The 26,336-nt window shown below is 67.7% G+C and carries 15 protein-coding genes and 1 pseudogene; 6 read left to right on the top strand and 10 right to left on the bottom strand.

The window, feature by feature from the left end; genetic code table 11:
* Window positions 1-154: 154 nt before the first annotated feature.
* From WS96_RS06475 to WS96_RS06465, 4 genes and pseudogenes are all read right to left on the bottom strand, one after another.
* Window positions 155-3,349 (bottom strand): YadA family autotransporter adhesin, encoded by a 3,195-nt coding sequence (locus WS96_RS06475; RefSeq protein WP_373557863.1) that lies wholly within the window; start codon window positions 3,347-3,349, stop codon window positions 155-157.
* A 99-nt stretch (window positions 3,350-3,448) separates the two neighbouring features.
* Window positions 3,449-3,571, bottom strand: a pseudogene (locus WS96_RS34860) (ESPR domain-containing protein); the annotation flags it as partial.
* Between the two features lie 887 nt (window positions 3,572-4,458).
* Window positions 4,459-7,365, bottom strand: a complete 2,907-nt coding sequence (locus tag WS96_RS06470; RefSeq protein ID WP_257127946.1) for a hybrid sensor histidine kinase/response regulator — start codon at window positions 7,363-7,365, stop codon at window positions 4,459-4,461.
* 197 nt (window positions 7,366-7,562) lie between these two features.
* Window positions 7,563-8,342, bottom strand: coding sequence for a response regulator transcription factor (locus WS96_RS06465; protein WP_059831306.1), 780 nt, complete (start codon window positions 8,340-8,342; stop codon window positions 7,563-7,565).
* Between the two features lie 659 nt (window positions 8,343-9,001).
* Here WS96_RS06465 and WS96_RS06460 point away from each other — a divergent pair.
* From WS96_RS06460 to WS96_RS06450, 3 genes are all read left to right on the top strand, one after another.
* Window positions 9,002-9,781, top strand: coding sequence for a carbonic anhydrase family protein (locus WS96_RS06460; RefSeq protein WP_059831353.1), 780 nt, complete (start codon window positions 9,002-9,004; stop codon window positions 9,779-9,781).
* 141 nt (window positions 9,782-9,922) lie between these two features.
* Window positions 9,923-10,756, top strand: coding sequence for a hypothetical protein (locus WS96_RS06455; protein ID WP_059831304.1), 834 nt, complete (start codon window positions 9,923-9,925; stop codon window positions 10,754-10,756).
* A 393-nt stretch (window positions 10,757-11,149) separates the two neighbouring features.
* Window positions 11,150-12,460, top strand: a complete 1,311-nt coding sequence (locus WS96_RS06450) for an MFS transporter (protein WP_059831351.1) — start codon at window positions 11,150-11,152, stop codon at window positions 12,458-12,460.
* 411 nt (window positions 12,461-12,871) lie between these two features.
* Here WS96_RS06450 and WS96_RS06445 read toward each other — a convergent pair whose 3' ends face one another.
* The 4 genes from WS96_RS06445 to WS96_RS06430 form a co-directional block, all read right to left on the bottom strand.
* Window positions 12,872-13,582 (bottom strand): outer membrane protein, encoded by a 711-nt coding sequence (locus tag WS96_RS06445; RefSeq protein WP_059831302.1) that lies wholly within the window; start codon window positions 13,580-13,582, stop codon window positions 12,872-12,874.
* Between the two features lie 98 nt (window positions 13,583-13,680).
* The gene (locus WS96_RS06440; protein WP_059831299.1) at window positions 13,681-14,304 is read right to left on the bottom strand and encodes a response regulator transcription factor; all 624 of its coding nucleotides are present in this window, start codon (window positions 14,302-14,304) and stop codon (window positions 13,681-13,683) included.
* A complete protein-coding gene (locus tag WS96_RS06435) occupies window positions 14,301-15,734 on the bottom strand; it encodes a sensor histidine kinase (protein ID WP_059831298.1) in 1,434 nt (477 codons plus the stop codon). Before WS96_RS06435 ends, WS96_RS06440 begins: the two co-directional genes overlap by 4 nt.
* A 13-nt stretch (window positions 15,735-15,747) precedes the next feature.
* Entirely contained in the window at window positions 15,748-16,602 is an 855-nt protein-coding gene (locus tag WS96_RS06430; protein WP_059831296.1) for an ion transporter, read from the bottom strand.
* Between the two features lie 190 nt (window positions 16,603-16,792).
* Between WS96_RS06430 and WS96_RS34750 the strand changes: the two genes are divergently transcribed.
* Together WS96_RS34750 and WS96_RS06420 are read left to right on the top strand one after the other, a co-directional pair.
* A complete protein-coding gene (locus WS96_RS34750; protein WP_059831294.1) occupies window positions 16,793-20,965 on the top strand; it encodes an ESPR-type extended signal peptide-containing protein in 4,173 nt (1,390 codons plus the stop codon).
* A gap of 720 nt (window positions 20,966-21,685) precedes the next feature.
* The gene (locus WS96_RS06420) at window positions 21,686-22,696 is read left to right on the top strand and encodes a hypothetical protein (RefSeq protein WP_156443593.1); all 1,011 of its coding nucleotides are present in this window, start codon (window positions 21,686-21,688) and stop codon (window positions 22,694-22,696) included.
* Between the two features lie 265 nt (window positions 22,697-22,961).
* On the opposite strand, the gene WS96_RS06415 is transcribed toward WS96_RS06420, so the two are convergent.
* Window positions 22,962-23,771: a TlpA disulfide reductase family protein gene (locus WS96_RS06415; RefSeq protein ID WP_059831291.1), complete on the bottom strand. Its 810-nt coding sequence runs from the start codon at window positions 23,769-23,771 to the stop codon at window positions 22,962-22,964.
* A gap of 542 nt (window positions 23,772-24,313) precedes the next feature.
* Window positions 24,314-25,318, bottom strand: coding sequence for a hypothetical protein (locus tag WS96_RS06410; protein ID WP_059831289.1), 1,005 nt, complete (start codon window positions 25,316-25,318; stop codon window positions 24,314-24,316).
* Window positions 25,319-25,512: 194 nt separating this feature from the next.
* Here WS96_RS06410 and WS96_RS06405 point away from each other — a divergent pair, with 194 nt between their 5' ends.
* Window positions 25,513-26,238: a class I SAM-dependent methyltransferase gene (locus tag WS96_RS06405; RefSeq protein WP_059831288.1), complete on the top strand. Its 726-nt coding sequence runs from the start codon at window positions 25,513-25,515 to the stop codon at window positions 26,236-26,238.
* The last annotated feature ends 98 nt before the right edge of the window (window positions 26,239-26,336 follow it).

Genomic DNA, 26,336 nt, shown 5'->3' with positions numbered 1-26,336 from the left:
CGCGGCCCCGCGATGACGCCCTCGCGCCGACGGCCGATGGCGGCTCGCAAGGAACCGCCATCGGCCGTCGGGCGAAAAGGCGGAGGGATCGCGCCCTCCGCTCTCGCTCCGTGGCTCCGAGAATCGAATCGAGTCGATTCGCGGAGCCGGTCGATCAGAACTCGTAGCCGACCTGGGCGCGCACACCCGCATCGCCCGTCGACGTGACGGACAGCGCGCCGTTCATCAGCCACTTGCCGTCGCGCGTCCGGTAGGTCGCGCCGGCCGCCACCGCCGAGCCGCTCTTGTAGTTCGCGGCGCCGACCGCGACGACGGTCTTGCCCGGCTGCGACGGCGTCAGGTTCGGCATCGCCATTGCCGCGGCCACACCGGCGTACGCGTTCTTCGCGACGTCGTTGATCATGCGGTTGGTTTCGCCGAAGCGCTGGTCCACCGATTCCATCGCGCGGTCGAGCTGGCCCTTCGTCGCCGCGTCCGACGCGTTCACGCCGTCCGCGATGTTGACGAGCCGGCGGTTGCCTTCGTCGGTGCCGTCGCCGAACGAAACGGTCATCGCTTCGTCCGCCTTCGAGCCCGCGCCGATCGCGACCGAACCGTTGCCGTTCGCGCTCGACCCTTGGCCGATGGCCGTGCCGTTTTCGCCTGCGCTCGAACCCTGGCCGATGGCCGTGCCGTTTTCGCCCGCGCTCGAGCCCTGGCCGATGGCCGTGCCGTTGTCGCCCGACGCGACCGAGCCCTGGCCGACGGCCGTACCGTTGTCGCCCGTGGCGACCGAGCCCTGGCCGATGGCCGAACTGTTCTCGCCCGACGCGTTCGAGCCTTCGCCGACCACGAGCGAGCCGTCGCCGCCCGTGCCCGTGCCGGGGCCCATGCCGCCACCCGAGCCACCGCCCGAGCCGCTGCCCGTCTCGAGGTCGCCGACGCGATTCGACAGATCGCCGATCTGGCCGCTCAACTGGCCATACTGCAGCGCGAAGTCCTGCTGCATCGCGTACAGCTGGCCGCCGTTCACCGCGTCCATGCTGCCCGACGCGATCAGGCCAGGCGCCACGTTGTGCAGCGCCGTGCCGCCCACGCCGCCGAACGTCACGCTGTCGAGATCGATGCCGTCGTACACCACGGCGCCGAGTTCCTTGCCCGTGTAGTCGATCAGGCCGGTCGCCTTCAGCTGCGCGATCGTCACCGCATCGTCGTCGTTCACGCCGTTGCCGACGCCGCTCAGCGTGCGCGGGCCACCCGTGCCGGCGAAGTTCACCGACGTGCCGCCCGTGTTCGCGGCGACCGTGATCGCGCCCGTCGTCGGGTCCTGCCGGACGAGGCCGATTTCGCCTGCCGCGAGCTGGTTGTTGATCGTCGTGATCGCGCCTTCGTTGTTCGTCACGCGGCCGTCGATGTTCGTCACGACGTCGCCGATGTTGTGAACGATGGTCGTGCCGCCGTTGCCGTCGCCGACCGTGAAGCTCGGTGCGGTGATCGAGCCGTCGGGGTTGACCGTCGAGCCGCCGCCGATCGCCGATGCGACGCTGTCCGCCACGCCGTGCAGCTGCGAGCCGTTGACGGCGTCGTTGCTCGACGCCGTCACGTCGCCCGCCTCGATGCCGGTCAGCTTGCGCTCGCCCGCGGTGCCGGTGAAGTCCACGATCTTGCCGTCGGTATCCTTCGCGACCGTGATAGTGCGCGTCGTCGCATCCTGCTGGACGAGGCCGACGGTGCCGTTGCCGATCTGGTCGGCGAGCTTCGCGATGTCGCCTTCGTTGGTCGTCACGCGGCCGTCGAGATTGGTCACGACGTCGCCGACGTTGTGAACGACGGTCGTGCCGCCGTTGCCGTCGCCGACCGTGAAGCTCGGGGCCGTGATCGAACCGTCGGTGTTCACCGTCGAGCCGGCACCGATCGCCGAGGCGACGCTTTCCGACACGCCGTGCAGCTGCGAGCCGTTGATGGCTTCATTGCTCGTTGCCGTCACGTCGCCCTTCTTGACGCCCGTCAGCTTGCGCTCGCCCGCGGTGCCCGTGAAGTTCACTGCCTCGCCGTCGTTGCTTGCACCGACCGTGATATCCGCGCCTGCGCTCGCCTGCTGCACGATGCCGATCGTGCCGCTCGTCAGATCGCCGAGCTGGTTGTTGATGTTCGTGATGTCGGTCGCGTTCTTCGTGATGTCGCTCTTGGCCGTCGTCAGTTCGCCGTCGAGCGCGCCGAGCGCGCCGCCGACGGTGGTCTGCGTACCGCCGTTCACGAGCGTGTACGTCGGGCCCGTCACGGCGCCCGTGGTCGGATCGATCGACGCGCCGCCGCCGAGCGCGGTCACGACGGGTTCGAGCTGCGACACGTTCACGGCGTCGGTAGCTTGCGTGCCGGCGGCCATGTTGATGACCTGACGCTGTTGCGTGGCGTTACCGACTGCAACGCTGTAGTCGCGGTCGGCACGCGAGTTGACGCCGAGCGCGACCGACTCCGAACCGGCTGCGACCGCACCTACGCCGAGCGCGGACGAGTGGAACCCGGTGGCCGATGCGTACGCGCCGACAGCGGTGGCCGCGCCCGTGGTGGTGCCGGTCCCGCCGATCGCCTGCGCGCCGAAACCGAACGCGGAGCTGTTCCGGCTGTTCGCGACCGTGTTGTTGCCGACGACCGTGGCGGCCACGCCGGTGCCTTGCGCATTCGCGCCGATGGCCAGCGCGCTGCCGGCTGCCTGTGCGGCGGCCGCACCCGACGAAGTGTCGACCTTGAAGTAATCGTCGGTGACGGCCGCGGCGAGCTTGTTGTTGATGGTCGTGATGTTGCCGTCGAGCGCGCCGAGTGCGCCACCGATGGTGGTCTGCGTGCCGCCGTTCGCGAGGGTGTACGTGGGGCCGGTCACCGCACCGGTGGTCGGGTCGATCGACGCGTTACCGCCGAGTGCGGCGACGACAGGCGAGAGCTGCGACACGTTCACGGCGTCGGTGGCTTGTGTGCCGGCGGCCATGTTGATGATCTGGCGTTGCAGCGTGGTGGTGTTGCCGACCGCGAATGCATTCGCACGGTCAGTAGTACTACCATTACCCAGCGCAACGCTGTTGGTGCCGCCGCTGTTGACTCTAGCGCCCCGGCCAATAGCTATGCCGTTGTCAGCAGTAGTATCGGCGACCTTTGCGCCCGAACCCATAGCAATCGCTCCGACACTCCCGGCCGTAGCCAAGTATCCAAGGGCAACGGAATTCGCCCCGGCCGAGAGCGTGCTTCCGCCGAGTGCCATCGAGCCGCCTCCACTAGCTATCGCAGCGGCGCCCCCTCCACTATTGACCTTAATGTATGCATCGTCGAGCGCAGCCGTCGTACCGATCGAGCGAGCGCTCGCCGGGCTGCTCACTTTGCATACGTCAGCCGCGTCGAGCGCACCGCTCTCGCCCTCCGCCGTCGTACAAACATCGGCCGCGAACGCGCCACCGATACCCGCGCCGCTCAGCGCGAGCGCGACCACGGCGCTGCGCGCCACGCGCGCCGAGCCCTTCGAATGCGATTTCGCCGTTTCGGCGACAGCCGTCCACGTGCCCGTCGCGGCGTTCCAGATATTGCGGTACGTCTTGTTCATGTCCCTACTCCTTTCAGTGTGTTGGGTAACTGAAAGCATGGTAGGGATCGGGCGCGCCCGAATCTGTCGTCCGGGGCTGAATCGCTGCGTGATCGCCGTGGGGCCAGTCCTACACGCGGGCGGCCGCTTTATATCGCATGTGTCTGACCGGCGCTCGTGGGCCGGGCGTGAGCCGGTGCAGGCACGTGGAACGAGCCGGAACGCGACCTTGCCGCAAGCCGTGGCGCCTGCCGGCCGGCAACGCGGCGTCGAAGCGCACGCACCGCGTGTCTGCTGGAAGAAAGAAAAACGAACGCCGCTCGCATGCGGCGATACCGGAGACCATCGTGAGAAGGGAGAACGCAAGGCTGCGATCCGCTGGAAGGCTGCGCCGCTGCGGCTCGAGGATGCACTGCATGCGCATTCGCGCGACGCGATCGCGACGCCGAGCATGCCGCCTCCGCGGCAACGGGAACGACGGACTGAGGGGCGAGCGTTCAGTGTTCGCATCTGGCAGCGTGTAAGTTTCAACACCATCACCCATCTCTGTCGTGGCCGCGCCCACCAGCCACCACCAAACGCCCGCGCCTCAGCCGGCTCCCGGCCGGAACGCAACGACCGTTGCCGGCATCATGTCAGGACAGCTTACCTTCACCGTCCGTGTCGTCCAATCGGACCAGGCTGAAAGTGGCCGGAATCCATGCGGGGCGGTTGCGGCAAGTCGCTGGCACGCGCATGGTCGCTGCCTTCTCGGCCATGCGTACCGTGAGTCATGGAAACCGTGCGCGGTTCGATGCCATACCGACGGCGCATTGCCATCCTAGCGGCAGAAAGTGCGTGTGACGATCAGCCCAGTCCGATTCCGGCCGCAAGAGTGTGCGACGGAGAGCGTGAAAGACGCGCGTCGCTCAGGCCGTCGGCGCGGGCGCCGCACGCCGTCGCAGCGCTTCGCGCGCCAGGCGCTCGGTGTCGGTAAACAACGCGGCGAGCGACGCGGTATTGCCGGCGCGCACGGCATCCTGCATGTCGCGCACGGCGTCCGCCACCGCATGTTCGTGAATCGTCGCGAATGCGCCGCGCAGCGCATGCAGCTCGTCGCGCAACGCACGCTGATCGTCGTGCGCGAGCGCCGCGCGGATCGCCGCGAGCGAGCGCTCGACGCTGTCGGTCAGCAGCACCTGCACGTCCGGCGGCAGCGGGCCTTCCGCGAGTTCGACGAGCGCCGATGCACGCGGGCGCGCGGTCGCGACGTTCGCGAAACGCCGCACCGTACGGTCGATCGTATCCAGCAGCACGGGCTTCACGAGCACCGCGACGATGCCGGCTTCCGCACAGCGCGCACGCTCGTCGGCGCTCGCATGCGCGGTGCTCGCGACCACGGGCAGGTCGGGATACTGCGCGCGCAGCACGCGCGCGAGCGTGTAGCCGTCCATGCCCGGCATGTTGAGATCGGTCAGTACGAGGTCGTAGCGCGTGTCCGCGCAGCGGCGCAGCGCGGCCGCGCCGCCGTCGGCCGCGTCGGCCGCATAGCCGAGCGCGACGAGCTGGCTCTGCTGCAGCGTGCGGTTCACCGGGTGATCGTCGACCACGAGCACGCGCGCGGCGAGCGCGGGCAGCGCCGCCGCATCGTCGGCCTCGTCTTTGGGCGAGGCATCTGCTTGGGCCGACGCTCGCAGCGGCAACGTGACGACGAAGGTGCTGCCGAGGCCGGCTTCGCTCTTGACGTCGATCGTGCCGTTCATCAGCGTCGCGAGCCGCTTCGTCAGCGCAAGCCCGAGCCCCGTGCCGCCGAAGCGGCGCGAGATCGACGTATCGGCCTGCGTGAACGGCTTGAACAGCGACGCGCGCTGCGCATCGGTCATCCCGATGCCCGTGTCGCTGACGCCGATCGCGACGGGCGACGCGGGATCGGTGTCGTCGCGCAGATAGACTTCGAGCGTGACCTCGCCGCGGCTCGTGAACTTGATCGCATTGCCCACGAGGTTTGCGGCGATCTGCCGGATGCGGGTCGGGTCGCCGACGTAGCGCGGCGCGAGCGCGTCGTCGACGACGATGTCGAACTGCAGGCCCTTGGCCGCCGCGAGCGGTTCGAACATCGCGCCGGTCTGGCGGATCGTCTCCGCGAGATCGAATGGAATCGCCTCGATCGTCATCTGGCCGGCTTCGATCTTCGACAGATCGAGGATGTCGTTGATCAGGTCGAGCAGCGTCGACGATGCGCCTTCGACCGTATGCAGGCGCTCGCCTTGCGTGTCGCTCAGCGGCTCGCGGCCGATCAGCTCGAGGTTGCCGAGGATTGCGTTCAGCGGCGTGCGGATCTCGTGGCTCATCGTCGCGAGGAACGCGGACTTCGCATCGTTCGCCGCGTCGGCCGCGCGCCGCGCGTCGTCGAGGTGGCGCTCGATGGCTTTCTGCGACGTGATGTCGGACACGTTGCAGAGCAGCACGTCCGCGTCGCGAAAGCGCGTGCGCACGAGCGTCGCGAGCAGGTCGACCGTGTCGCCCTGCGTGGTCGGCAGCGGCACGTGCAGATCGGGCTGCCACGCGTTCGCGCCGGGCGACCGGTCGAAGCGCGCGAACAGGCGCGCGGCGAGCGACGTGTCGCCCGCCGCGCGTGCGTCGTACGCGCGCATCGTGTCGTTCTGCATCAGCACGGTGCCGTCGTCGAGCGACAGCAGCGCGATGCCCGAAGGCGCGGCTTCGACGATGGTGCGGTTCAGGTTCTCGCTTTCGACGATGCGCCGCGTGCGCGCGTCGTCGGGCTTCAGAACCTTGCGGTCGAACAGCACGAGCATCGCCCACGCGAAGCCGAGCGCGATCGTCATCAGCACCGCATACCAGCCGATGCGCCGCGCAAGCGCGCTCAGCACCGAGCGCATCGAGAACGACTGGACGAGCGTCCAGTCGGTGCCGCCGATACGCTGGCTCAACGTGAAGTCGCCCGCCCGATGTGCGGGCTGCGGGCCGTCGGCGCGCACTGCGCGCGCGGCGGCGATCAGCCGCTCGACGACAGCCTCGGCCGCATCGCCGTGTTCCGCGGCGCCGACGCGCAGCACGGGGCGGCCGGCCGAGTCGACGATGATCGCGGCATCGCCGTCGTCCCGCCCTGCGAGCCGTTCGCGCAGCAGGCCGGTCGGGAGTGTCGACACGAACACCATGCGCGGCTGGCCGGCCTCGTACGCGGTGCCGACGAGCCGGAACACGTCGCGCCGCTGGATCGGATCGTAGGCGGGCGCATGCCAGACGTAGCGGCCGGCCGGCGCGAGTTCGAGATCGGGCGCGAGCTTGTCGAGCAAGGCGGCGACGTCGGCGGCGCCGGTCGTGGCCAGCGGGTCGGCAGGCTCGGGCTGCGGGATGACGAGCGCGAAATGGCGATTCGGGGCGTACGCGTAGCCGGCGATCGCGCGGTCGGCCTCCTGCGTCGCGACGTACGCGCCGACCCGATAACTCATGTCGCTGGCCATCTCGAGATCGGGGCCGTACGACGCGGCGGGCTGCCCGGGAGACAGGTCGGCGAGGGCGAGCACGGGCGGAAACCGCGGGCTGCCCTGCAGCACGAGGCGGCCATGTCCGTCGGCGAGCTGCGCGGTCAGCACCGGATCCGTCGCGCGCGTGCTCCAGACCGCTTCTTCGTGCGTGACCAGCGTGTCCATGCCGGTCGTGCGCAGGTTGAACTCGAACCGGACGAAGAACTGGCGCACCGCGAACTGCGTATAGCGCTCCTGCACGTAGTCGCGGCCCATCGCATACAGCAGCGATCCGCTCGCGACGAGCGCCGCGAGCGTCACGCCGATGCCGCCCATATACAGCAGCATGCGCTGGCGGCGTCCGACGGGCGTGCGGGAAGCGGGACGGCGGCGGTCTGCGGCGGCGCGAGGATCCATCGTGGCACGGGGCGGGCGGATGAGGTTTCGCCATGATAAGCGAGACCGATCGCGGTGCGGGCGTGCCGCGCGGGGGCGCGCCGGTAGCCGATGCGCGACGAAGGCGTGAAAAAGGGTGCGCGGAGCCGCTAACGCCGCTCAGCGTGATCCTCTTCGGGCCCGGATTCGACGAGTCGATAGCCGAATCCGTAGACGGTGAGCAGCCGCAGGCCGTGCCGTCCGTCCAGTTTGAGGCGGTCGCGCAGGTTCACGATGTGCGTGTCCAGGCGGCGGCTGGTCACCGCGACGAGCGACCCCCAGACGAGTTGGCTCAGGTGGGCGCGCGACAGCGGCCGGCCCAGGTTCATGAACAGCGCCGTCGCGATCTGGAAGTGTTTCTCGGTCAGCACGTGCTCGCGGCCGGCGACGCGGATCGTGCGACTGCCGGTGTCGAACTCGAAGTCGCCCATGCGCCAGCGCCGGTGGCTGGTCGTCCGGTAGTGGGCCCAGCGCAGCCACATCGCGACGCTCGACACGAGCGTTTCGGCGGGGGACGTGTACGGCAGGTACTCGTTCGCACCGGCTTCGAACGCGAGCACTTGCGCCGTTGCGCCGTCGGTCTGGCTGGTCGCGAGGATCGGCATCGAATCCGAGAAGCGCGCACGCAGCGTGCGGATCGCGTCGCTGGCCCGGTAGCACGGCGCTTCGCATTGCACGACGAGCAGGTCGAACGGCCGCAGGTCGCAGGCCGCCAGCAGGTCGGGCAGGTATTCGAAGCGGACGGGACGATAGCCGGCCCGCCGGAAGATGTCGTCGATCCGCAGGCGGTCGTAGCCGTGGCCGGCCCGTCGCAGCCGATCGTCGAATGCATGCCGCGATGGATGGTCGATCGTCAGGATGCCGATCAAGAGCGTCGAGTCGGCGGTCATGTCCGGCGCGTACAGGAAGCCGGCCTGCCGCGCACGCGCGAGTCGGGCGCGGCGGGCCGGCGGGCCTGCATGCGTCGCCGGCTCGCGGCGGCTCGTCCGAAAACGGGGGCGGCGCTGTCGCGGCGCTCGTCCGGCGAGAGGGATGCGGCTTCGATGCGCCCGCGCCGCGCGAAGGGAAGAGTGCTCATGGACGGACTCGATGCGCGCGTGAAAGGCGAATCTCGCGCGAAAAAGATCCCGCCGCGAGGGCGGGATGAATATCGACTATCTATCTCTGGAATGCGCGGCATGCCCGGATTCGGGGGAACGGGCATGCCGGCGGAATGATTGTGATGGCGTTGGCGCGTGGCGTGAATCGGCCCGGTCCGAAAATGGCGGGCAGGATGCGTGCGAAGTGCGCATCGAATGCGGCGTACCGGTTTTTCCCGGAGGTATGCGTTCGGCCCCCTCGTCGTCGCCTGTGCGAACGCCGTTGTACGCCGCGTTCGCGACGCATGTATCGGACTGGGCTGACCGATACCGCGCTCAGTATCGGACCACCGGAAGCGGGATCGTGCCGACAATGCGTGCTGCACCGCATCGGAACGGTGCGCCACGGAACCGCGAGCAGGCATTCGCCGCATCGCGCGCCTTTGATCGAAGAACACCCGGTACTCGACATGAACGTGACACGAACCGCGATTACCCGGCTCGTCACCGCGACGCTATGTGCGGTGACGGCGCCGATGCTGCCCGCCCATGCGGCCGATGCCTCTGCGCCGGCGAGCGCTGCGCCGACCGATCATGCATTCGATTACGACCACCAGCGCGACTGGCATCTGGAATCCGGCGACGCGCAGTCGCCGGTGGCGATCGACGCGAGCACGGCCAGACAGGCGACCCGCTATGCCGACGAGAACAACGCGATCGGCATGCATATCGCCGACACGCGTGCGAAGGCGATCGACAACGGCCATACGATCCAGATCGTTCCGGCCGTCGGCAGCGCCACGATCCGCGGGCGCCATTTCACGCTTCAGCAGATTCACTTCCATTCGCCGTCGGAGCACACGATCGACGGTCGCAACTATCCGATCGAGGGACATTTCGTGTTTCGCGCGCAGGACGGGCGTCTGGCGGTCGTTGCCGTGCTTTATCGCACCGGCGCGGAGAATGCGCAGTTCGCGGCCGCGATGGACGCGCTCAAGGCAGGCGATACGGCGAGCCTCTCGTCGTTCCGCGCGGCCGCGCTGATGCCGGGCAACATGAATATCTACTATCACTACCTCGGGTCGCTGACGACGCCGCCGTTGACCGAAAACGTCGAATGGTACGTGCTGGACGAGCCGGTCGAGCTGTCCGCGGAAGACATCACCGCGTTCCGGATGCGCTATTCGCACAACGCGCGGGTGGTGCAGCCGCTGAACGGGCGACCGTTGCTGCGTTACGACGCGCGATAGGCGGTCCGCGTGCCGCAGCCGCTCGAATAGGCCCAGTCCGATTTACTCGGACCGTGTGCGCGGCGATACTCGGGACCATTCATTGACATTACGGGAGAGCGGATCGGCGCGGCACACGCGGGACGATTCGTCGTCGACATCATGAGCATGCAGGACATCACCGGACATTTCGCGTTACCGCTCGCGCGTCCTTACACGGACGTGCCGCCGCCGTATGGACGGCGTCGCAGGCCGTTCGTGAAGAGCAAGCGGCCGACGCCGGGCGTGTTCGATCTGCGTGCGGTGCGCGAGGCGCCCGTGGCGGTACGCGCCCCGTCGGTTCGCGCGACGGATTTCGGTTCGGACAACCGACCGTGGGTGAAACCGAAGGCGCCGCGCCGTTGGCGGCCGACGCTGCTGGCGCTGATCGCCGGCCTCGCGTTCGGTTCCGTGGGCTTTGCGGCCACCCGGCTGTTCGACGCCGGCAAGCGTGCGCCGTCGCCGCATACCGTCTACGAGGCGGCGATTGCCGTTCAGCCGGCGGAGGCGCTCGTCACGACTCCCGCGGCGGCGATCGTGGCGCCGGACGTTCCGCCGCCCGCCGCGGACGATGCGGTGGCAGTCGCGGTGCAATCCGTGGGCGCGGCGCAGCCTGACGGTCGTGCGGCGGATGCATTGCCGACGTCGGCGCCCGCGTCGAAGCCGGCCGTTGCGCGACGCAAGAAGGCAACGGTCGCGGTGCCCGATCGCGCGGCTGCGTTCGGCGGCATCCCGGCGCGCGCGACGGCGGCGAAGCCCGCTGCGCCGCGCCAGCAACAGGCGTCGGTCGAGCCGGTACCGAGCGCGGCCGAAGCGATCGGCATGACGGCTGCAGAGTTTTCGCGCTGGCTCGACGCGACGCGCGAGTCGTCGCGCGCGGCGGCTGCGCCCGCGCCGTCGAATCCCGACGCGTTGCGCGTCGGCCTGACGAATCAGATTCGCTTGACGGATCGCTGAGGGACGCATCGCGGCGTCGCGATCGGAGGTCCCGCACCGAGCCGCGCGTCGCGACAATCACGGAGCGATATGACCGGCACTTGCACACACGATGCATGGCGGTGAGGAAGCGTGCGAATAAAAAAATTCGCATCACAGACGAATTGAAGGTCGTCGCGGATTCGGACCAAACCGATTCCCAGCCGATGAACCGTCGTCGACAATGGGCATGCCGGTGGGTGTGGTGGCCTGTCGGTGTCTCCTCGACGCGGAGACCTCTCCTTGATGGCCGCTCTTTCCGGAGCGGCTTTTTTTGTCCGTGTCGGCGGACGACCGCGAATGTCCCGCGGCGACGCGGCGAGCGTATCGCATGCACATCGTCATAAAACTTCGAATACTCGAATGGAGGAGCACATGTCGGATCGAGACGCGGCATCGAACATCGGAATACCCGAAGAATCGGCCACCCCGGCCGCGGCCAGCCGCTATTTCCAGCTTGCGCTTCTCGTGTGCGCGGCGGGCGCGATCTATCCGATGCTGTATCTGCGCCAGTTCTACCAGGACACGATGCTGGATCTGTTCCAGATCTCGCGCGCGCAGCTCGGCTATCTGTATTCGGCACTCGGCACGACGTTCCTCATCTGTTATCTGCCGAGCGGCTGGCTCGCCGATCGCCTGCCGCCGCGCTATCTGATCAGTTTCTCGCTGGTGGCGACCGGTGCACTCGGCGTCGCTTACGCGAGCGCACCGTCGTATCCGGTGCTGATGGTCATCTTCTGCGGCTGGGGCGTGACGACCGGGTTGACGTTCTGGGCCTCGGTCATCAAGCGCGTGAACACGATCGCATTGCCTCGAGAGCAGGGCCGCTTCTTCGGCTTCCTCGACGGCGGGCGCGGGTTGATCGAGGCGTTGCTCGCCACCGCATCGCTCGCGCTGTTCGCCTGGCTCGTCGATGCACGCGGCACGTCGCATGGCGGCGCGTTCCAGCAGGTCGTGTTCTGCTACGCGATCGTCTGCGTCGCGCTCGGTATCGTGCTGCTGACCGTCAAGGACGCGGACGCGGGCACCTCGTCCGCCGCGCCGGCGGACCGGCGTGCGCGGGGCAACCTGCTGCGGGATCTGGCGACGCTCGCGCGCAATCGCTTGCTGTGGGTGTTCGCCGTCATCGTGTTCTGCGGCTATCACCTGTCGTGGGCCACGTACAGCATTTCGCCGTACCTGCAGCAGAAGGGCGTCGGCATGTCGATCGTCGCGGCCGGCTTCATCGCGTCGCTGAAGCTGTGGATGCGCCCGATCGGCGGCATCGGCGGCGGTTTCGTCGGCGATCGCGTCGGCACGCTGAACGTGCTGTGCGCCGCGCTGTTGCTTGCCGCGCTCGCGTTCGTCGCGCTGATCGTGTTTCCGTCGTTCAACCAGGTCGTGCTGCTCGCCGGCGTCGTGATCTTCATCGGTTTGCTGACTTATGCGGTGCGCGGCCTGTACTGGAGCGTACTCGAGCGCTGCGACGTGCCGGCGCCGATCAAGGGGCTCGCGATCGGCGTGATCTCGCTGCTCGGCTATTCGCCGGACGTATTCCTGCCGCTGCTGAACGGCTGGCTGACCACCGAGTATCCGGGCATGCACGGTTACCAGCTGTATTTCGGCTACGTCGCGTGCATGAGCGCGATCGGCGGCGGCGCGTGCCTGCTGCTCAAGCACATGCTCGGCAAGCGCGCCGCGCAGTAGTGGACGCCGCACGCGCGCCGTGCCGATGCATGATGCACGTGCGGATATCGATCATGAAGGGGGAGGAGACGGCTTGGATGCGGGCGCTCGATGCTCGCATGAGGCAGCGTTTCTCTAGAGGTACGGAACATAGCGTCGGACTACATGTGGCCGCGCCCACCGGCCACCATCGAGCACCCGCGTTCAAGCCGTCGCCGGCAGGCGGGGCGCGGCAGGCGGAGCGGTTCGCTCCTCCCGACATGCAGCGTCCAGACTGCCATCGACGAACCGTTCCGGTACCGCGCATCGAAAGCATACAAGCCGGCAGGCTGCCGGCCAATCGGACTGGGCTGAAACGATGCGGCAGCGGCTGGCTGCCGCCATTCGATTCGGAATCCGGAGCGACAGGATCGCGCGGTGCTCGCGGGCCGGTCAGAAGCGGCCGCGCAGGCCGATGAACACTTCGTTGGAACGGAGCGACGCCTTCAGTTGCTCGTCGCGCGCCGACACGCGGTTCACGAACGTGTTGTAGCCGGATTCGACGTTGCCCATGTCGACGAAGCGATAGCCGACGTCGAGCGTGAAGCGCTTGTTGATCGCATAGCTGATACCCGCGCCGGCCGAATAAGCGAAATTGGTTTGCGTGCGCGACGCGAACTGGCGCGTATCGTTGGTCTGCCAGCCGTCCGCCGACACGATCGCCACGCCGACGCCGGCGGTGCCGTAGACCGAGAAGCCGCGGCCCAGGTCGAAATCGCGATAGCCGTTCAGCATCAGCCGCTGCGACGATACCTGGAACTGGTTCGCGTTGGCGTCGAACGGCGCCCAGTAGCTGACGAAGTTGCCGCTGCGCTTGAACGTGTATTCGCCTTCCGCGCGCCAGCCATTGCCGAACTGATAGCCGAGGCCGACCGCGCCGGTCACGCGCGACTGGCCGTCCGGGCCGCCGATGCGGCTCGTCACGCGCGGGCTGGTGAGTTCCATGTTGGCGGCGTTGTCGAATGCGCCGACGACGCGGGCCGTCGCGTAGTAGCCGGCGTCGCCGTTGGTCGACGTGCGGGGCGTCGGCTCCGCGGCGTCGGCCGGGGCGGCACCGGAGAACAGCATCGCGAGCGACGACGGAATGACGAAGAGTCGGGACATGAAAGCGTTTCCTTGTAGACGATCGATGAAAACCGTCATCGTAGGAATTGCGCCGGTCGCGCTGTACCCGCTCGCGTACGGATGGCGCCTCCGTAGCGTTACGGAGGCGCCGCGCCGAGCAGCGCCGCGTAGTCGCGCACCAGCTCGACGAGCGAGGCCGCGCCCAGCTTGTCGAGCGCGATCGCGCGATAGGTTTCGACGGTGCGCGGCGACAGCGCGAGCTCGCGCGCGATCTCCTTGTTGCTCAGCCCGCGCACGATGCCTTCGAGCACCTGACGTTCGCGTCCGCTCAATGCGGCGATGCGCTGTACGCGATGCCGTTCGGCGTCGGCGCGCGCGCGGCGCTCCGCATGACGGCGGAGCGTCTGTTGCACGACGTCGATCAGTTCGTCGTCGTCGGTCGGCTTGCGCAGGAAGTCGACGGCGCCGCGCTTGAACGCGCGGCGGCATGCGTCGACGTTGCCATGCCCGGTAAGGACGATGACCGGCAAGTCGCGCTGCTCGCGCAGACGGTCGAGCGCGTCGAGCCCGCTCATACCCGGCATGCGGATGTCGAGCAGCACGCAGCCGAGCGCAGCGTCGAGCGCGTCGTCGAGGAACGTGTGTGCGTCCGCGTAGCAGCGGCTCGATAGGCCGACGGTGCGCAGCAGCAGCGCGAGGCCGTCGCGCACGGCTTCGTCGTCGTCGACGATCGCGACGACGGTCGGGGCGGGCGTCGTCATGGCCGGACCTCCGCGAGCGGCAGCGACAAGATTGCCTCGACGCCGCCCGACGGCCGGTTGTGAATTTCCAGTGCGCCGTTCTGGCGCTGCGCGAGCGTGTCGCAGAGCGGCAGCCCGAGGCCGAGCCCGTGGCCGCGTGTGGTGAAGAACGGCTCGAAGAGGCGCGGCAGCGTATCGGGCGGTATGCCGGGGCCGTCGTCGATCACGCTGAAGCGGTAGTGCCGTCCGGTTCGCTCGCCGCTCACGCGGATCGTGCCGTGCGGCGCACCTGACAGCGCGTCGCGCGCGTTCTGGATCAGGTTGTGCAGGATCTGTTCCACGGCGACGGGATCGGCAAATGGCCGCGCGCCGGGTGTCGCGTTGTGCCAGCCGAGCGATATCTGCGCACGCGCCAGTTCGTCGCGGTACAGAAGCTGCAGCGCGGATACGATCGCGTCCGGATCGAGCGCACGGCGCTCGCCGCCGTGCGCCGACGTCGCGGCGACGCGCAGCCGGTCGAGAATCGACGCAGCGCGCTTGGCTTGCGCGACGCTCGTCTGCAGCGCACGCCGGACGTTGTCGCGTTCGGCCGGGAGATCGAGCAACCGCTCGGCGGCGCGCGTGTGCGTGACGATGGCCATCAGCGGCTGGTTCAGTTCGTGCGCGATGCCGGCCGCCATTTCGCCGAGCGTATCGAGGCGGCCGAAGCGGTCGAGCCGCGCGCGCGCATGTTCGCGGCGCTGCGCATCGCGCAGCCGCCACGCGCCGAGCACGCCTGCAACGAGCAGGATCGCGACGGTGTTCCACAGCGCGATCGGCAGCCACGGCAGATCGTCGACGGTCAGTGTGCGCGTCGCGTGCAGTGTCAGCGCCTGGGGCTGGGTCGGCAGGCGCTTGTCGAGCGTCATCGGCCAGCCGAGCGGCGCGGCGGCCGGCGGCCGGTTCAGCACCTCGAACCGGCGCCCCTGCAATTGCAGCGTGACGGACGTCAGCGACGCGGGCCAGTCGCCGGGCTGGAGCATCGTGCGCGGGTCGATGCGCACGGCCCACCCTGTCGCGGCGACGAGCCAGTAGCGACCGTCGGCCTCGAATTCGAGCGCATAGGGTTTTGCTGCTGTGTTCAATGGCGGCGGCATGCCGGGCGCGGCGCCGTTGACCGAGTGCCACCCGATGCCGGGCCGCCAGCGCGCGAGCCCCGTGAGTTGCGGCATGCGTTCGCGCAGGTCATCGAGCATGTGCGGCGGCACGGCGCGCAACGGCGTGGCGCCGAGCGTGGCGAGGATCGCTTCCTGCTGGGCCGCTTTCTGGCCGAGCACGCGGATCGCGATGCTGGTGTCCTGGAAAAAACGGTCGTGCGCGTCGGACACCGAGCGCGACAGCACGAGCGCGGTACCGGAGAGGCTCAACGCAAGCCAGCCCGACAGCGCCACGACGCGAGTGGAAATTCTCATGATGCGGCGGCGATCACCGGTTCGACGTGCGATGCGTCGCCGAGGCGATCGTATCGCCGGGTGTCGACACGCATGCGCCGCAATGCGGGCAGGTCGTCGTGTCGGTGCCGCCGGACGCGGCCCGTTGGGCACGACCGCGCTCGAGTGCCGTCGCCACGAGTTCGGCGCCCATGATGCCGGTCGGGAACGCGATGATGCCGTAACCAAGCAGGATCGCGCATGACGTGATCAGCCGGCCGAGCGGCGTGTGCGGCGTCAGGTCGCCGTAGCCCGTGGTGCTCATCGTCACGGCGGCCCAGTACACGCCGACGGGAATGCTCGTGATGCCGTTCTCGGGACCTTCGACGAGGAAGATCACCGTGCCGAGGATCACGACGATCACGAACATGCCGCCGATGAACACGAAGATCTTGCGCCGCGCACGCGCGAGCGCGCGGATCAGCATCTGGCCTTCTTCCAGGTAGATTGCCAGTCCGAGAATGCGGAACACGCGCAGCAGCCTGAGCAGGCGCACGTCGATCAGCGCATGCAGGCCCGGAAAGAAGAAGGCGAGATAGGTCGGCAGGATCGACACGAGATCGACGATGCCGAAGAAGCTGCGCGCGTAGGCGGCAGGCTTCGGCGCGGTGAGGAGCCGCACCGCGTATTCGACGGTGAACAGCAGCGTGAACGCCCACTCGGCTGCGTACAGCGCTTTTCCGTAAGACGCATGCAGCTCCTGGACGCTGTCGGCCATCACGACGAACACGCTCGCGACGATCAGCGCGAGCACGGCGATGTCGAGTCCGCGAACGAAGCGGGGATGACGGGCGGCGTCGCGGATCGCGGCGAGCACCGTCCGGCGAAGGGGGGCGGTCGAAAGGTTCACGCGTCGGAGTCTACGAGCCGTATGACCTCAATCCAATCGGACCAGTCTGATTCGGTCCGACGGGCGCCGCGCAGGCGCCGAGCCGGTATCCGACCATGGGGCCATATTGCTTTAGGACTGGTCTGATCGAACCGAAAGCGCCGAAAAAATACAGTGATTTCCAACGGATCAAACCATCTTTGGAGTCACCATGAACAAAGCACATCGCACTCTCTTCAATACGGCCACGGGCACTTACGTCGCCGTTTCCGAGCTTGCAACGGGCCGGAAGAAATCCGGCGGTCAGCGCACGCTGGTGCGCAGCGCGATCGCGCTGGCGGCCGTCGCACTGAGTCTGGGCGCTTCGAACGTCTTTGCCGCTCCGACGGATGCAGACGCGTGTACGACGGCCGACGGCCGGCATGGCGTGCTCGGCGAAGCGGGCGTGTGCGCGGTGCCGAACAGCGGATCGATCGGTTCGGCGGGCACCATGGGTTCGGTCGGCACCATGGGCTCGATCGGCACCACTGCCGCACTGGACGACGCGTATATCAAGGTATTGCCGGCGACGACGGGCGGAACGGCTGCCACCGCATCGGGTACGGCCGCCGTCGCGATCGGGAATGCAGCGGTCGCGAACGGCACGTCGGTTCTGGCGTTCGGATCGGCCGCGACCGCAACCGGCAACGGTTCGATGGCATTCGGCCGTATGGCAAAAGCGCTCGGCGGCACTTCCGCGACCGCCATCGGTAACGATTCGACCGCGAGCGGCACGTCGGTGCTGGCGATCGGTTCTTCCGCGACCGCGACGGGCACCGGTGTCGTGGCGCTCGGCCGCCTTGCCACCGCAACCAGCGACTACAGCACCGCGTTAGGCAACCAGACGTCGGTACTGGCCACGGGCGGCGTTGCACTTGGCACGCAAGCCGGCGTCTCGGCGGGCGCCACCAATTCCGTTGCGATCGGCAATCATGCGACCGTCGACGCGAACGTGACGAACGCCATGGCGCTCGGTACGAATTCGAACGCGACGCGCAACGACACCATTTCGGTCGGTTCGTCGACGCTGCAACGACAGATCACCAACATGGCCGCCGGCACGCAGGACACCGACGCCGTGAACGTGTCCCAACTTGCACCGGTCGTGAACGCACTCGGCGGCGACGCAGCAATCGATCCGAAAACGGGCGCCGTGACCGGCCCGACGTACGGGCTCGCGAACGGCGGCACGCAGTACACCGTCGGCGATGCGCTCGGCGCACTCGACGGCGAGCTGACGAGCGCAAAGAGCGATATCGCGACGCACGCGGCCGACATCACGAACATCAACAGCAAGCTGAACGCAGCCGTGACCGACGACTACGTGAAGATCAACACGATGGCGGCGCCCGCGCAGGCCGTGGCGGACTCCATTGCGATCGGCGGTGCCGCGACGGCAATCGGTACGTACTCGGTCGTGGTCGGCCATCGTGCGGCGGCGACCGGCAATAACGCCACCGCGCTGGGCGTGGACGCGGAAGCATCCGGCGAATCCAGCCTGGCACTGGGCAAGGGCGCAACGGCAGCGGGGCACTTCTCGTCGGCCATCGGAGTCGGAGCAACCGCGTCGGGCGACCAATCCGTCGCGCTCGGCATCCGCTCGGTCGCGGATCGCGACGCTACGGTGTCCGTCGGTTCCGCGACGCTGCAGCGCCAGATCACCAACATGGCCGCGGGCACGGAAGATACCGATGCCGTCAACGTCGGCCAGCTGAAGGGCGTCGCCGATGCGATCGGCGCGGGCGCGGGCGTCAACGCAGACGGCTCGATTTCGGCGCCGAGCTTCACGGTAGGCGACGGCAATGGCGGCAAGCAGAAGTTCGATAACGTCGGCGACGTGGTGACGAATCTCGACGGCCGCGTGACGACCAACGAAAGCGATATCGCGAAGCTCGCGGACCAGATCGGCAGCGGGACGACGGGGCTCGTCCAGCAGGCCGCAGCCGGTGCGAATATCACGGTCGGCGCGAACACGGACGGCGCGGCGGTGAACTTCGCCGGCACGACGGGCGAACGCAAGCTGACGGGTGTTGCGAACGGCGATATCACGGCAGGCAGCACCGACGCCGTCACGGGCGGCCAGTTGTTCGCCACGAATCGCGACGTCGCGAAGAATGCGTCGGACATCGCCGATCTGGGCAGCGACGTGTCGAACCTCGGCACGCAGGTGACGAACATCGACGGTCGCGTGACACAGAACGAAACGCATATCGCGAAGAACGCGACCGACATCGCCGATCTGGGCAGCGACGTGTCGAACCTCGGCACGCAGGTGACGAACATCGACGGTCGTGTCACGCAGAACGAGACGCATATCGCGAAGAACACGACCGACATCGCCGATCTGGGCAGCGACGTGTCGAACCTCGGCACGCAGGTGACGAACATCGACGGTCGTGTCACGCAGAACGAAACGCATATCGCGAAGAACACGTCGGACATCACGTTGATCAACGATCAGCTCGCCGAGCTGTCGGGCGGCACGATCGGCCTGGTGCAGCAAGCGGCGGCAGGCGCGGATCTGACGGTCGGCGCGAACACGGACGGCGCGGCGGTGAACTTCGCGGGCACGGCCGGCGAGCGCAAGCTGACTGGGCTCGCGAACGGCGACGTCGCGGCAGGCAGCACCGATGCCGTTACCGGCGATCAACTGCATGCGGTTGCCGTCGACGTGACGCATCTCGATCAGCGCGTGACGAACAACGAAACGTCGATCACGCAGATTCGCAGCGAGATGAACAACGGCTCGATCGGTCTGGTCAAGCAGGCAGCGGCAGGCGCGGACCTGACGGTCGGCGCGGGCACGGACGGCGCGGCGGTGAACTTCGCGGGCACGGCCGGCGAGCGCAAGCTCACGGGCCTTGCGAACGGCGACGTCGAGGCAGGCAGCACCGATGCCGTCACCGGCGATCAACTGCATGCGGTCGCCGTCGACGTGACCCATCTCGATCAGCGCGTGACGAACAACGAAACGTCGATCACGCAGATTCGCAGCGAGATGAACAACGGTTCGATCGGTCTGGTCAAGCAGGCGGCGGCGGGCGCGGACCTGACGGTCGGCGCGGGCACGGACGGCGCGGCGGTGAACTTCGCGGGCACGGCCGGCGAGCGCAAGCTCACGGGTCTCGCGAACGGCGATGTCGCGGCAGGCAGCCGCGACGCCGTCACGGGCGATCAGCTCCACGCGACCAACGAGGCCATCGCGCAGAACGCGTCGGACATCGCGGACAACCGCACGGAGATCACGAACATCAACAACCAGCTCGCCACGGGCCAGGTCGGCCTCGTCCGGCAGGATCCGGCGACGGGCGCGATCTCGGTCGCCGCGAACTCGGGCGGCGCATCGGTGAACTTCGCCGGCACGAACGGTGCGCGCACGCTGTCGGGCGTCGCGAACGGCGTGAACGACGACGAAGCCGTGACGCTCGCCCAGCTGAAGGCATCCGGGCTGGTCGACAAGGACGGCAAGGAACTCGGCGCGGTGGTGTACGACGATCTGTCGCTTGCCAGCGCAACGCTTGGCGGCACGCACGGCACGGTTCTGCGCAACGTCGCGCCGGGCCTGATCGCGTCGGGCAGCATGGACGCGGTGAACGGTGGCCAGTTGTACGACATGCGGCAGGATTTCGAGAACCGGTTCGCGGGCCTCGGCGACCGCGTGTCCGACCTGGAAGCCGGTGGGGTGCCCGGCGGCCCGGGCAACGGTTCGGGCGATTTCGACCCGTCCGGCAGCGGTGCGGGCAGCGTTCAGCTCGGCGCGGGCGCCGACGCGGCGGGCAGCAACAGCACGGCGATCGGCAACAGCGCGAGCGCGACGGCTGGTGGCAGCACGGCGATCGGGCAAGGCTCGATGGCATCGGGCGAAAACAGCACGTCGCTGGGGCAGGGCTCGAACGCATCGGGTAGCGGCAGCACGGCCATCGGCCAGAACGCGAACGCGGCGGGGAACAATTCGGTCGCGCTCGGCGCGGGCTCGACCGCGGATCGCGACAACGCGGTATCGGTCGGCAGCGCAGGGGCGGAGCGGCAGATCACGAACGTCGCGGCCGGTACCGCACCGACCGATGCGGTGAACGTGCAGCAGATGAACAACGCCGCGCACAGCGCGCGCCAGGATGCGATGGGCGGCGTAGCGGCGGCAATGGCCGTCGCCGGCCTGCCGCAGTCGACGCAGCCCGGCCGGACCTTCGTTGCAGTGGCCGGCAGCACGTACGGCGGCGAATACGGCTCGGCGCTCGGTGTGTCGTACATGACGCGCGACGGCAAGTGGACGATCAAGGCCTCGGCGAACACGAGCAGCCGCGGTACGGTAGGCGCGGTCGTGGGTGGCGGATTCTACTGGTAAGCGACACGCATCTGACGGGCGGCGGCGCCGTGCCGCTGTCCGTCAGCCGACTTGCGCCACGGGTGATGCGTTGTCCCGGTGTTTTCGGCTACGAAGCGTCCGGCTCGGCCATGTGCGATTCGACGAATTCGCGATTTCGACTCGCAGGTTCAAATCGCTTCGCTTCGCTTGGCGACGCACGTATGTGACGAGTGCCATCAACGGCTGATTCGGGGCGTGTGCGATGCCGGCCGCCGGGACTCCGAGCATGCCAAGCCGGCCAAAGCTGCCGCAGGCTCGTGGCGATCGGCTTCGTGGCAGCGCGGTTGAAGGTCCGAATGGCGTACTCGGCGAAACGAACGTATGCGCGGTGCCGGACCGCGGCTCGACAGGGCGCGATGGCCCGATCGACACGAGCGACACATGTGTCGAGGGACGGCCGGCAGCGGTGAGCGGAGTGGCTGCCACCGCATCCGGGAAGCGGCGGTCGTGATCGCGAATGCGGCGGCAAACAGGGGCGTCGCGCCTGGAATCGGATCAGGCCTACATCCGCGGCGAATTGTCGTCATGCAGTCCGATGTCCGTACGAACACCCAATCTTCAATATTGATGTTTCGCGACCGGCACGAGACGAGCTCGCTCCGCAGGCGCCGGTCGCCCGGTACGTATCCCGCCATTGCTTTGTGCGTTGTCCGCAGGATGCCGGAAGGAACGCCTCACCACGACAGAACGAGAACCGACATGACTCTTGAAAAAATCCGGCCTGCAACATTGGGCCTCCTGCTGGTACCGCTGATTGCCGCTATTCCTCTTTCGGCGCACGGCCACGTCAAGTGGTTCAGCGAGTACGACGTAACAGCCTCGCCGCTCGCTTTGAGCGAGCTTGCAACCTCCACGTTGTTCCTGACGTTGTTTGCGGCAAGCTTGGCCGCCGTGCTGATCGTGATCGCAATCGATCGCAGGCTCACGATGCCGTCGAGCATCGCGCGGCTCGAGCATGCCGGCGAACGCTACGCGAGCCGTTTCATGCGCGCGGCGGCGGCGGTGTTCTTCGTCTCGTTGCAACTGGCGGGTCTCGATGTGCTCCTGACGCCTGAGCTCGCATCCGCTTCCCCGCTCGTTCCCGTACTGCACTACACCATCGCCGCGTTGGTGCTGTTCGAAGCGTCGGCCTGGCTCGGGGGCGTGGGAATCATCGTGCTGTATGCAATGGGCGTGAGTCAGTACGGCATGTTCCATATGCTCGACTACGTGATCTTCATCGGAATCGCCGCTTTCCTGATTCTTGTGTCGTTGTCTCGCGGTGAGCGCGTCAATCGGGCGTTGGCGGTACTGCGATTTGCGACGGCATTTTCGCTGCTCTGGGGCGCCATCGAGAAATTCGCGTATCCGAGCGGTTTTCACCAACTGTTCGACGAATACCCGTATTTGAGCTTCGGGCTCGATCAGACCTTCTTCCTTTGGAGCGCTGGCTTTGTCGAGTTCGTCTGTGCCTATCTGCTCATCGCGGGGCGTCTGTCGGCAAAAGGCAGTTGCGCGGTGCTGCTGTTCTTTTTCGGGATTGCCGTCATTCCGTTCGGCATGGTCGATGCAATTGGCCATTGCATGTTCGCGGCCTCGCTGATCGTATTGCTGTCTAGCCGTAACGAAACCGGCGCGACCTTCCGCCGATTCGGAAACATCGGTCGTTTTGTGGGCAGTATGGCACTCATGTTCGGGACGTATTACACATTGCAGACTGCGTTGGCATAAGTCGGCGCGCGCATGTGGATGGCATACCGGGGCAGCATGCCAGTAGGATGCATGGCCTGGTGATCCGATCGCGGTTCATCGCGCGTTCCGGCACGCAATAGGCGTACGTCGAGCACTTGACGAGGGCGTCGCAGCCGGTTTTCAGCGGCTGTTCAGGCGTGCATTACTCGCGGCTTCGGTGCGGGAAGGCCGCCAGATATTGTCCGTGATCGCATCTGGAGCCACCCGGTTCGCACGGCGCAATTCGCTCGACTGCGGGCGCTCGTCAAGGGCCGAAACGTTGCGCGACGACGTCCTTCAGCCGCGCAGCGGTCAGCTCGCCCATGTGCGATTCGACGAGTTCGCCTTTCGCGTCGAAGAACAACGTGGTCGGCAACCCGCGCGAGCCATACGCGTGCATCGCGTGCAGCGAAGGATCGAGCAGCACGTGATCGAAGCGCAGGCCCTGCTGCTCGAGGAACGCGCGCACGGCTTGCGCGTTTTCGCCCTGGTTGAGCATCAGCACCGTGATGCCCTGGTGGTCGCGCTGCGCCTGTTCGAGGATCGGCATCTCGCGGCGGCACGGCGCGCACCACGTCGCCCACAGGTTCACGACGACCGGCTTGCCGACGAAGCCTGCCGGCAATACGGGCGTCGAATCGAGTGCCTGGAGCGGCATCGAGGCAAGCGGCGGCGCGCTGCGCTGCAATGTCGCCAGCGTGCCTTGCGCGATGCCCCACGCCCCGAGGCCCGCGATGATGCCGGCCAGCACGGGCCGACGCAGCGCGGGCAAGCGGCGCAGGCGCCAGCCCGCGAACGCCAACGCGGCTGCGATACCGATGCGCGCGTCGAAGCCGCCATCACCGAGCGCGACGATCGCACGCGGCGACGTCGCATAGTCCGGCCACCATTGCGCGACATAGCCGACTCGTGCGGCAATCAACCCGAACAGCAACACATCGAGGATCAGACTCGGTGCGCTCTTGTGATGCCCGTCGGGAGGACGGTGCTGGATGAAGCGCGCGACGAGCCACGCCAGCAGCGCGGCGACGGCTACCGCGACGACGCGGATCGAGAATGGACCGATGCTCAGCATGAGAGAGGAAAAATGGACGTGATCGAGCGGGGCAGGAGACGGGATCGTCCGTCGCGGCGACGAAGCCGTCGACGGTCGTGCGGCGTTTCGACCGGTTGCCGGCGCCAGGGGTTCCCTTCGAGAACGTAACGGCGTGTTGCCGCTCGTGATACGCGCGCGGGTCGCTCGGGGCTGCGTGACGTTCGCGCCACCATGCAGCGAATCGGACCGGTCCGATGGTCAGCGGCATACCGTTGATCGACAATACGCAGGCCGGTCTGGTGTGGTGTCCGCCGGTATCCCGTTTAGGGATCTCTCCTTGACGGCCGCTCCGCTCGCGAGCGGCCGCTTTTTCATCGTTATGCGCGCGCGCGTGAATGCCTTGTGGCGGTCGGTGGGCGCGGCCGCGCCCCGGTGCATATCGGCTGATTCAACGGAATAGGAACGCTGCCAGATGCGAGCACAGGGCATTCACTCGCGCGCGACGCGAACGATGCGGAAGATGGCCGCCGCACGCTCGCAGCTCGTTCGCCGTTCGTTTCGTTCGCGCGCGAGGTCCGTCGTTACCGGACGTTGCTCGAACGCGCTCCACCAAGCCGATACGCGGTAAAGAATTCGTACCACGGCGTCCCCTGCGCGACCGGCACACCGAGTGCCGCCGTCCGCTGTTTCAGCGCACCGAATACGTCGTCGATGAGCATATCGAGCGTCCTGTCGCGGAATGGAACCGGTTGCGTCCGCCCAGCGGCGAACGCGCCATACGCGATCGCCAGCAGGCGTGCGCGGTCGTCGGTTGCCGCGATCGTCGCGTTGATCGTTTCGACGAAGCGCGGCCGGTCTTCATCGCGTGCCGCGGACAGGCACAGGAACACGAGCGCCGAGAGTTCATGCCGGTCCTGCACCCGTAGCAGTGCAGGCAACCGTGCGACGATCCGTTCGACCGGCTCCTCGCGCAGCGCGTCGCCGAAATCGAGCACGGCGGTCATCGGGTTCGTTTCCGCTTTCACGCGATCGAGCGCCGGTGGCGGGGGCGGCGACGCACCGTCCTGCACCGCAGCAGGCGCGGACCGCAACGCGTCGGCCACCTGCTGCGTCCACTCGGGAAAGATCATCCGCACGTTGCCGAACTGCTCGCCGCCTTCCGCGGCCGGGTTCCACCGATAGACGATCGTGCCGCCGCGAATGAACGGCGAATACAAATGCTCGGGCGTTTGCGGCAGCGGCCGCCGGTTGATCGGCAACCACGCGAGCGTGAGCCAGTCGTAGCGGCCGGTGGCGGGCACCGATGGGCTCGAACTCGCGACGACCTGCCACGTGCCGCGATTCGCATAGCGGCGGCGCGCGTCGGGTACCGCCACGGTCCGGCCTTTCGCGGTGTCGAAATACGTCGTGCCCGTGACGCTCGCGCCGCTGTCCGAGGCCGGCGTGATGGTCGAGATGACCCACGACGCGCCGTCCGCCGAGCGGTAATCGGACAGCTTCAGCGTCGCGACGTCGTGCACCATGCGCGTTTCTTCCGCAACGGGGCTTGGCGGGGCATCGGCAGGCGCGGCGAAGATACTCGGCATGGGTTTTCCTCGGAATCGGGTGCGCATCGTCGAGCGTGGGCGAGGCGCGGCGGCGCGGGTGGTGTTCTCGCCACTGTAGAACGTCGCGACCGGAAACGGAAACTGGCCAAACGGGGTAATCGGTGCACGTTGTGCGCCGCTTCGGCTTACCATGCGCATCCTGAGCCAACGACGGATACCGGGCGGGAGCACGCATGACCGACACGAAACCCATCACCGCGCACTGGACGCGCGTCGCCGCCCAATGGATCGACTGGGCCGGCAAACCGGGCCACGATGCGTTCTGGAAGTACCGCGAGGGGCTGGCCGCGTACATCGGCCGCGGCACCGGCGCCGCGCTGGAGATCGGTTGCGGCGAAGGCCGCGTGAGCCGCGAACTGAAGGCGCTCGGTTACGACGTGACCGCGAGCGACGCGGTGCCCGCGATGCTCGACGCCGCGCGTCGCGCGGATTCCGCGCATCGCTATCGGCTGGCCGACGCGGCGTCGCTGCCGTTCGATCCGGCGCGCTTCGATCTCGTGATGGCGTACAACGTGCTGATGGATCTCGACGACATGCAGGGCGCGCTGAACGAGGCGCGCCGCGTGCTGAAGCCCGGCGGCACGCTGTTCATCTCGCTCGTGCATCCGTTCCGCGATCGCGGCGGCTTCGCCGGGCCGCAGCCCGATGCGCCGTTCGTGCTGACGGGCAGCTATTTCGGGCGCGAGCATTTCGACGGCGTGGAAACGCGCGACGGGCTGTCGATGCACTTCGCGGGCTGGTCGCTGTCGCTGCAGGCGTACATGGAGGCGCTGGAAGCGGCCGGGTTCGCGATCGTGTCGCTGCGCGAGCCGCCGCCCGATCGCGCGGATACGGATCAACTGAAGCAGTGGGCGCGCGTGCCGCTGTTTCTGTGGATCAAGGCGCGGCCGGTGGGGTGACACGTTGAAATTGTAGCCCCAGAGACACAGAAATTAGCCAAAACGAAAAATTTGTATCTCTGGGGCTACCGCGGAGGCCAGCACGATTCTGTTAGACT

Source organism: Burkholderia sp. MSMB1835 (genome assembly GCF_001526365.1).
Classification (GTDB): Bacteria; Pseudomonadota; Gammaproteobacteria; order Burkholderiales; family Burkholderiaceae; genus Burkholderia.
Note: the sequence above shows the minus strand (reverse complement) of the source record. Positions and strands in the feature narration are given on the sequence as shown.

Excerpts from the sequence above, each read along its gene's own strand:
- WS96_RS06470 (WP_257127946.1), bottom strand. The coding sequence starts at position 7,365 with ATGCTGCTGTATATGGGCGGCATCGGCGTGACGCTCGCGGCGCTCGTC.
- WS96_RS06465 (WP_059831306.1), bottom strand. The coding sequence starts at position 8,342 with ATGACCGCCGACTCGACGCTCTTGATCGGCATCCTGACGATCGACCAT.
- WS96_RS06460 (WP_059831353.1), top strand. The coding sequence starts at position 9,002 with ATGAACGTGACACGAACCGCGATTACCCGGCTCGTCACCGCGACGCTA.
- WS96_RS06455 (WP_059831304.1), top strand. The coding sequence starts at position 9,923 with ATGAGCATGCAGGACATCACCGGACATTTCGCGTTACCGCTCGCGCGT.
- WS96_RS06450 (WP_059831351.1), top strand. The coding sequence starts at position 11,150 with ATGTCGGATCGAGACGCGGCATCGAACATCGGAATACCCGAAGAATCG.
- WS96_RS06445 (WP_059831302.1), bottom strand. The coding sequence starts at position 13,582 with ATGTCCCGACTCTTCGTCATTCCGTCGTCGCTCGCGATGCTGTTCTCC.
- WS96_RS06440 (WP_059831299.1), bottom strand. The coding sequence starts at position 14,304 with ATGACGACGCCCGCCCCGACCGTCGTCGCGATCGTCGACGACGACGAA.
- WS96_RS06435 (WP_059831298.1), bottom strand. The coding sequence starts at position 15,734 with ATGAGAATTTCCACTCGCGTCGTGGCGCTGTCGGGCTGGCTTGCGTTG.
- WS96_RS34750 (WP_059831294.1), top strand. The coding sequence starts at position 16,793 with ATGAACAAAGCACATCGCACTCTCTTCAATACGGCCACGGGCACTTAC.
- WS96_RS06420 (WP_156443593.1), top strand. The coding sequence starts at position 21,686 with ATGACTCTTGAAAAAATCCGGCCTGCAACATTGGGCCTCCTGCTGGTA.
- WS96_RS06415 (WP_059831291.1), bottom strand. The coding sequence starts at position 23,771 with ATGCTGAGCATCGGTCCATTCTCGATCCGCGTCGTCGCGGTAGCCGTC.
- WS96_RS06410 (WP_059831289.1), bottom strand. The coding sequence starts at position 25,318 with ATGCCGAGTATCTTCGCCGCGCCTGCCGATGCCCCGCCAAGCCCCGTT.
- WS96_RS06405 (WP_059831288.1), top strand. The coding sequence starts at position 25,513 with ATGACCGACACGAAACCCATCACCGCGCACTGGACGCGCGTCGCCGCC.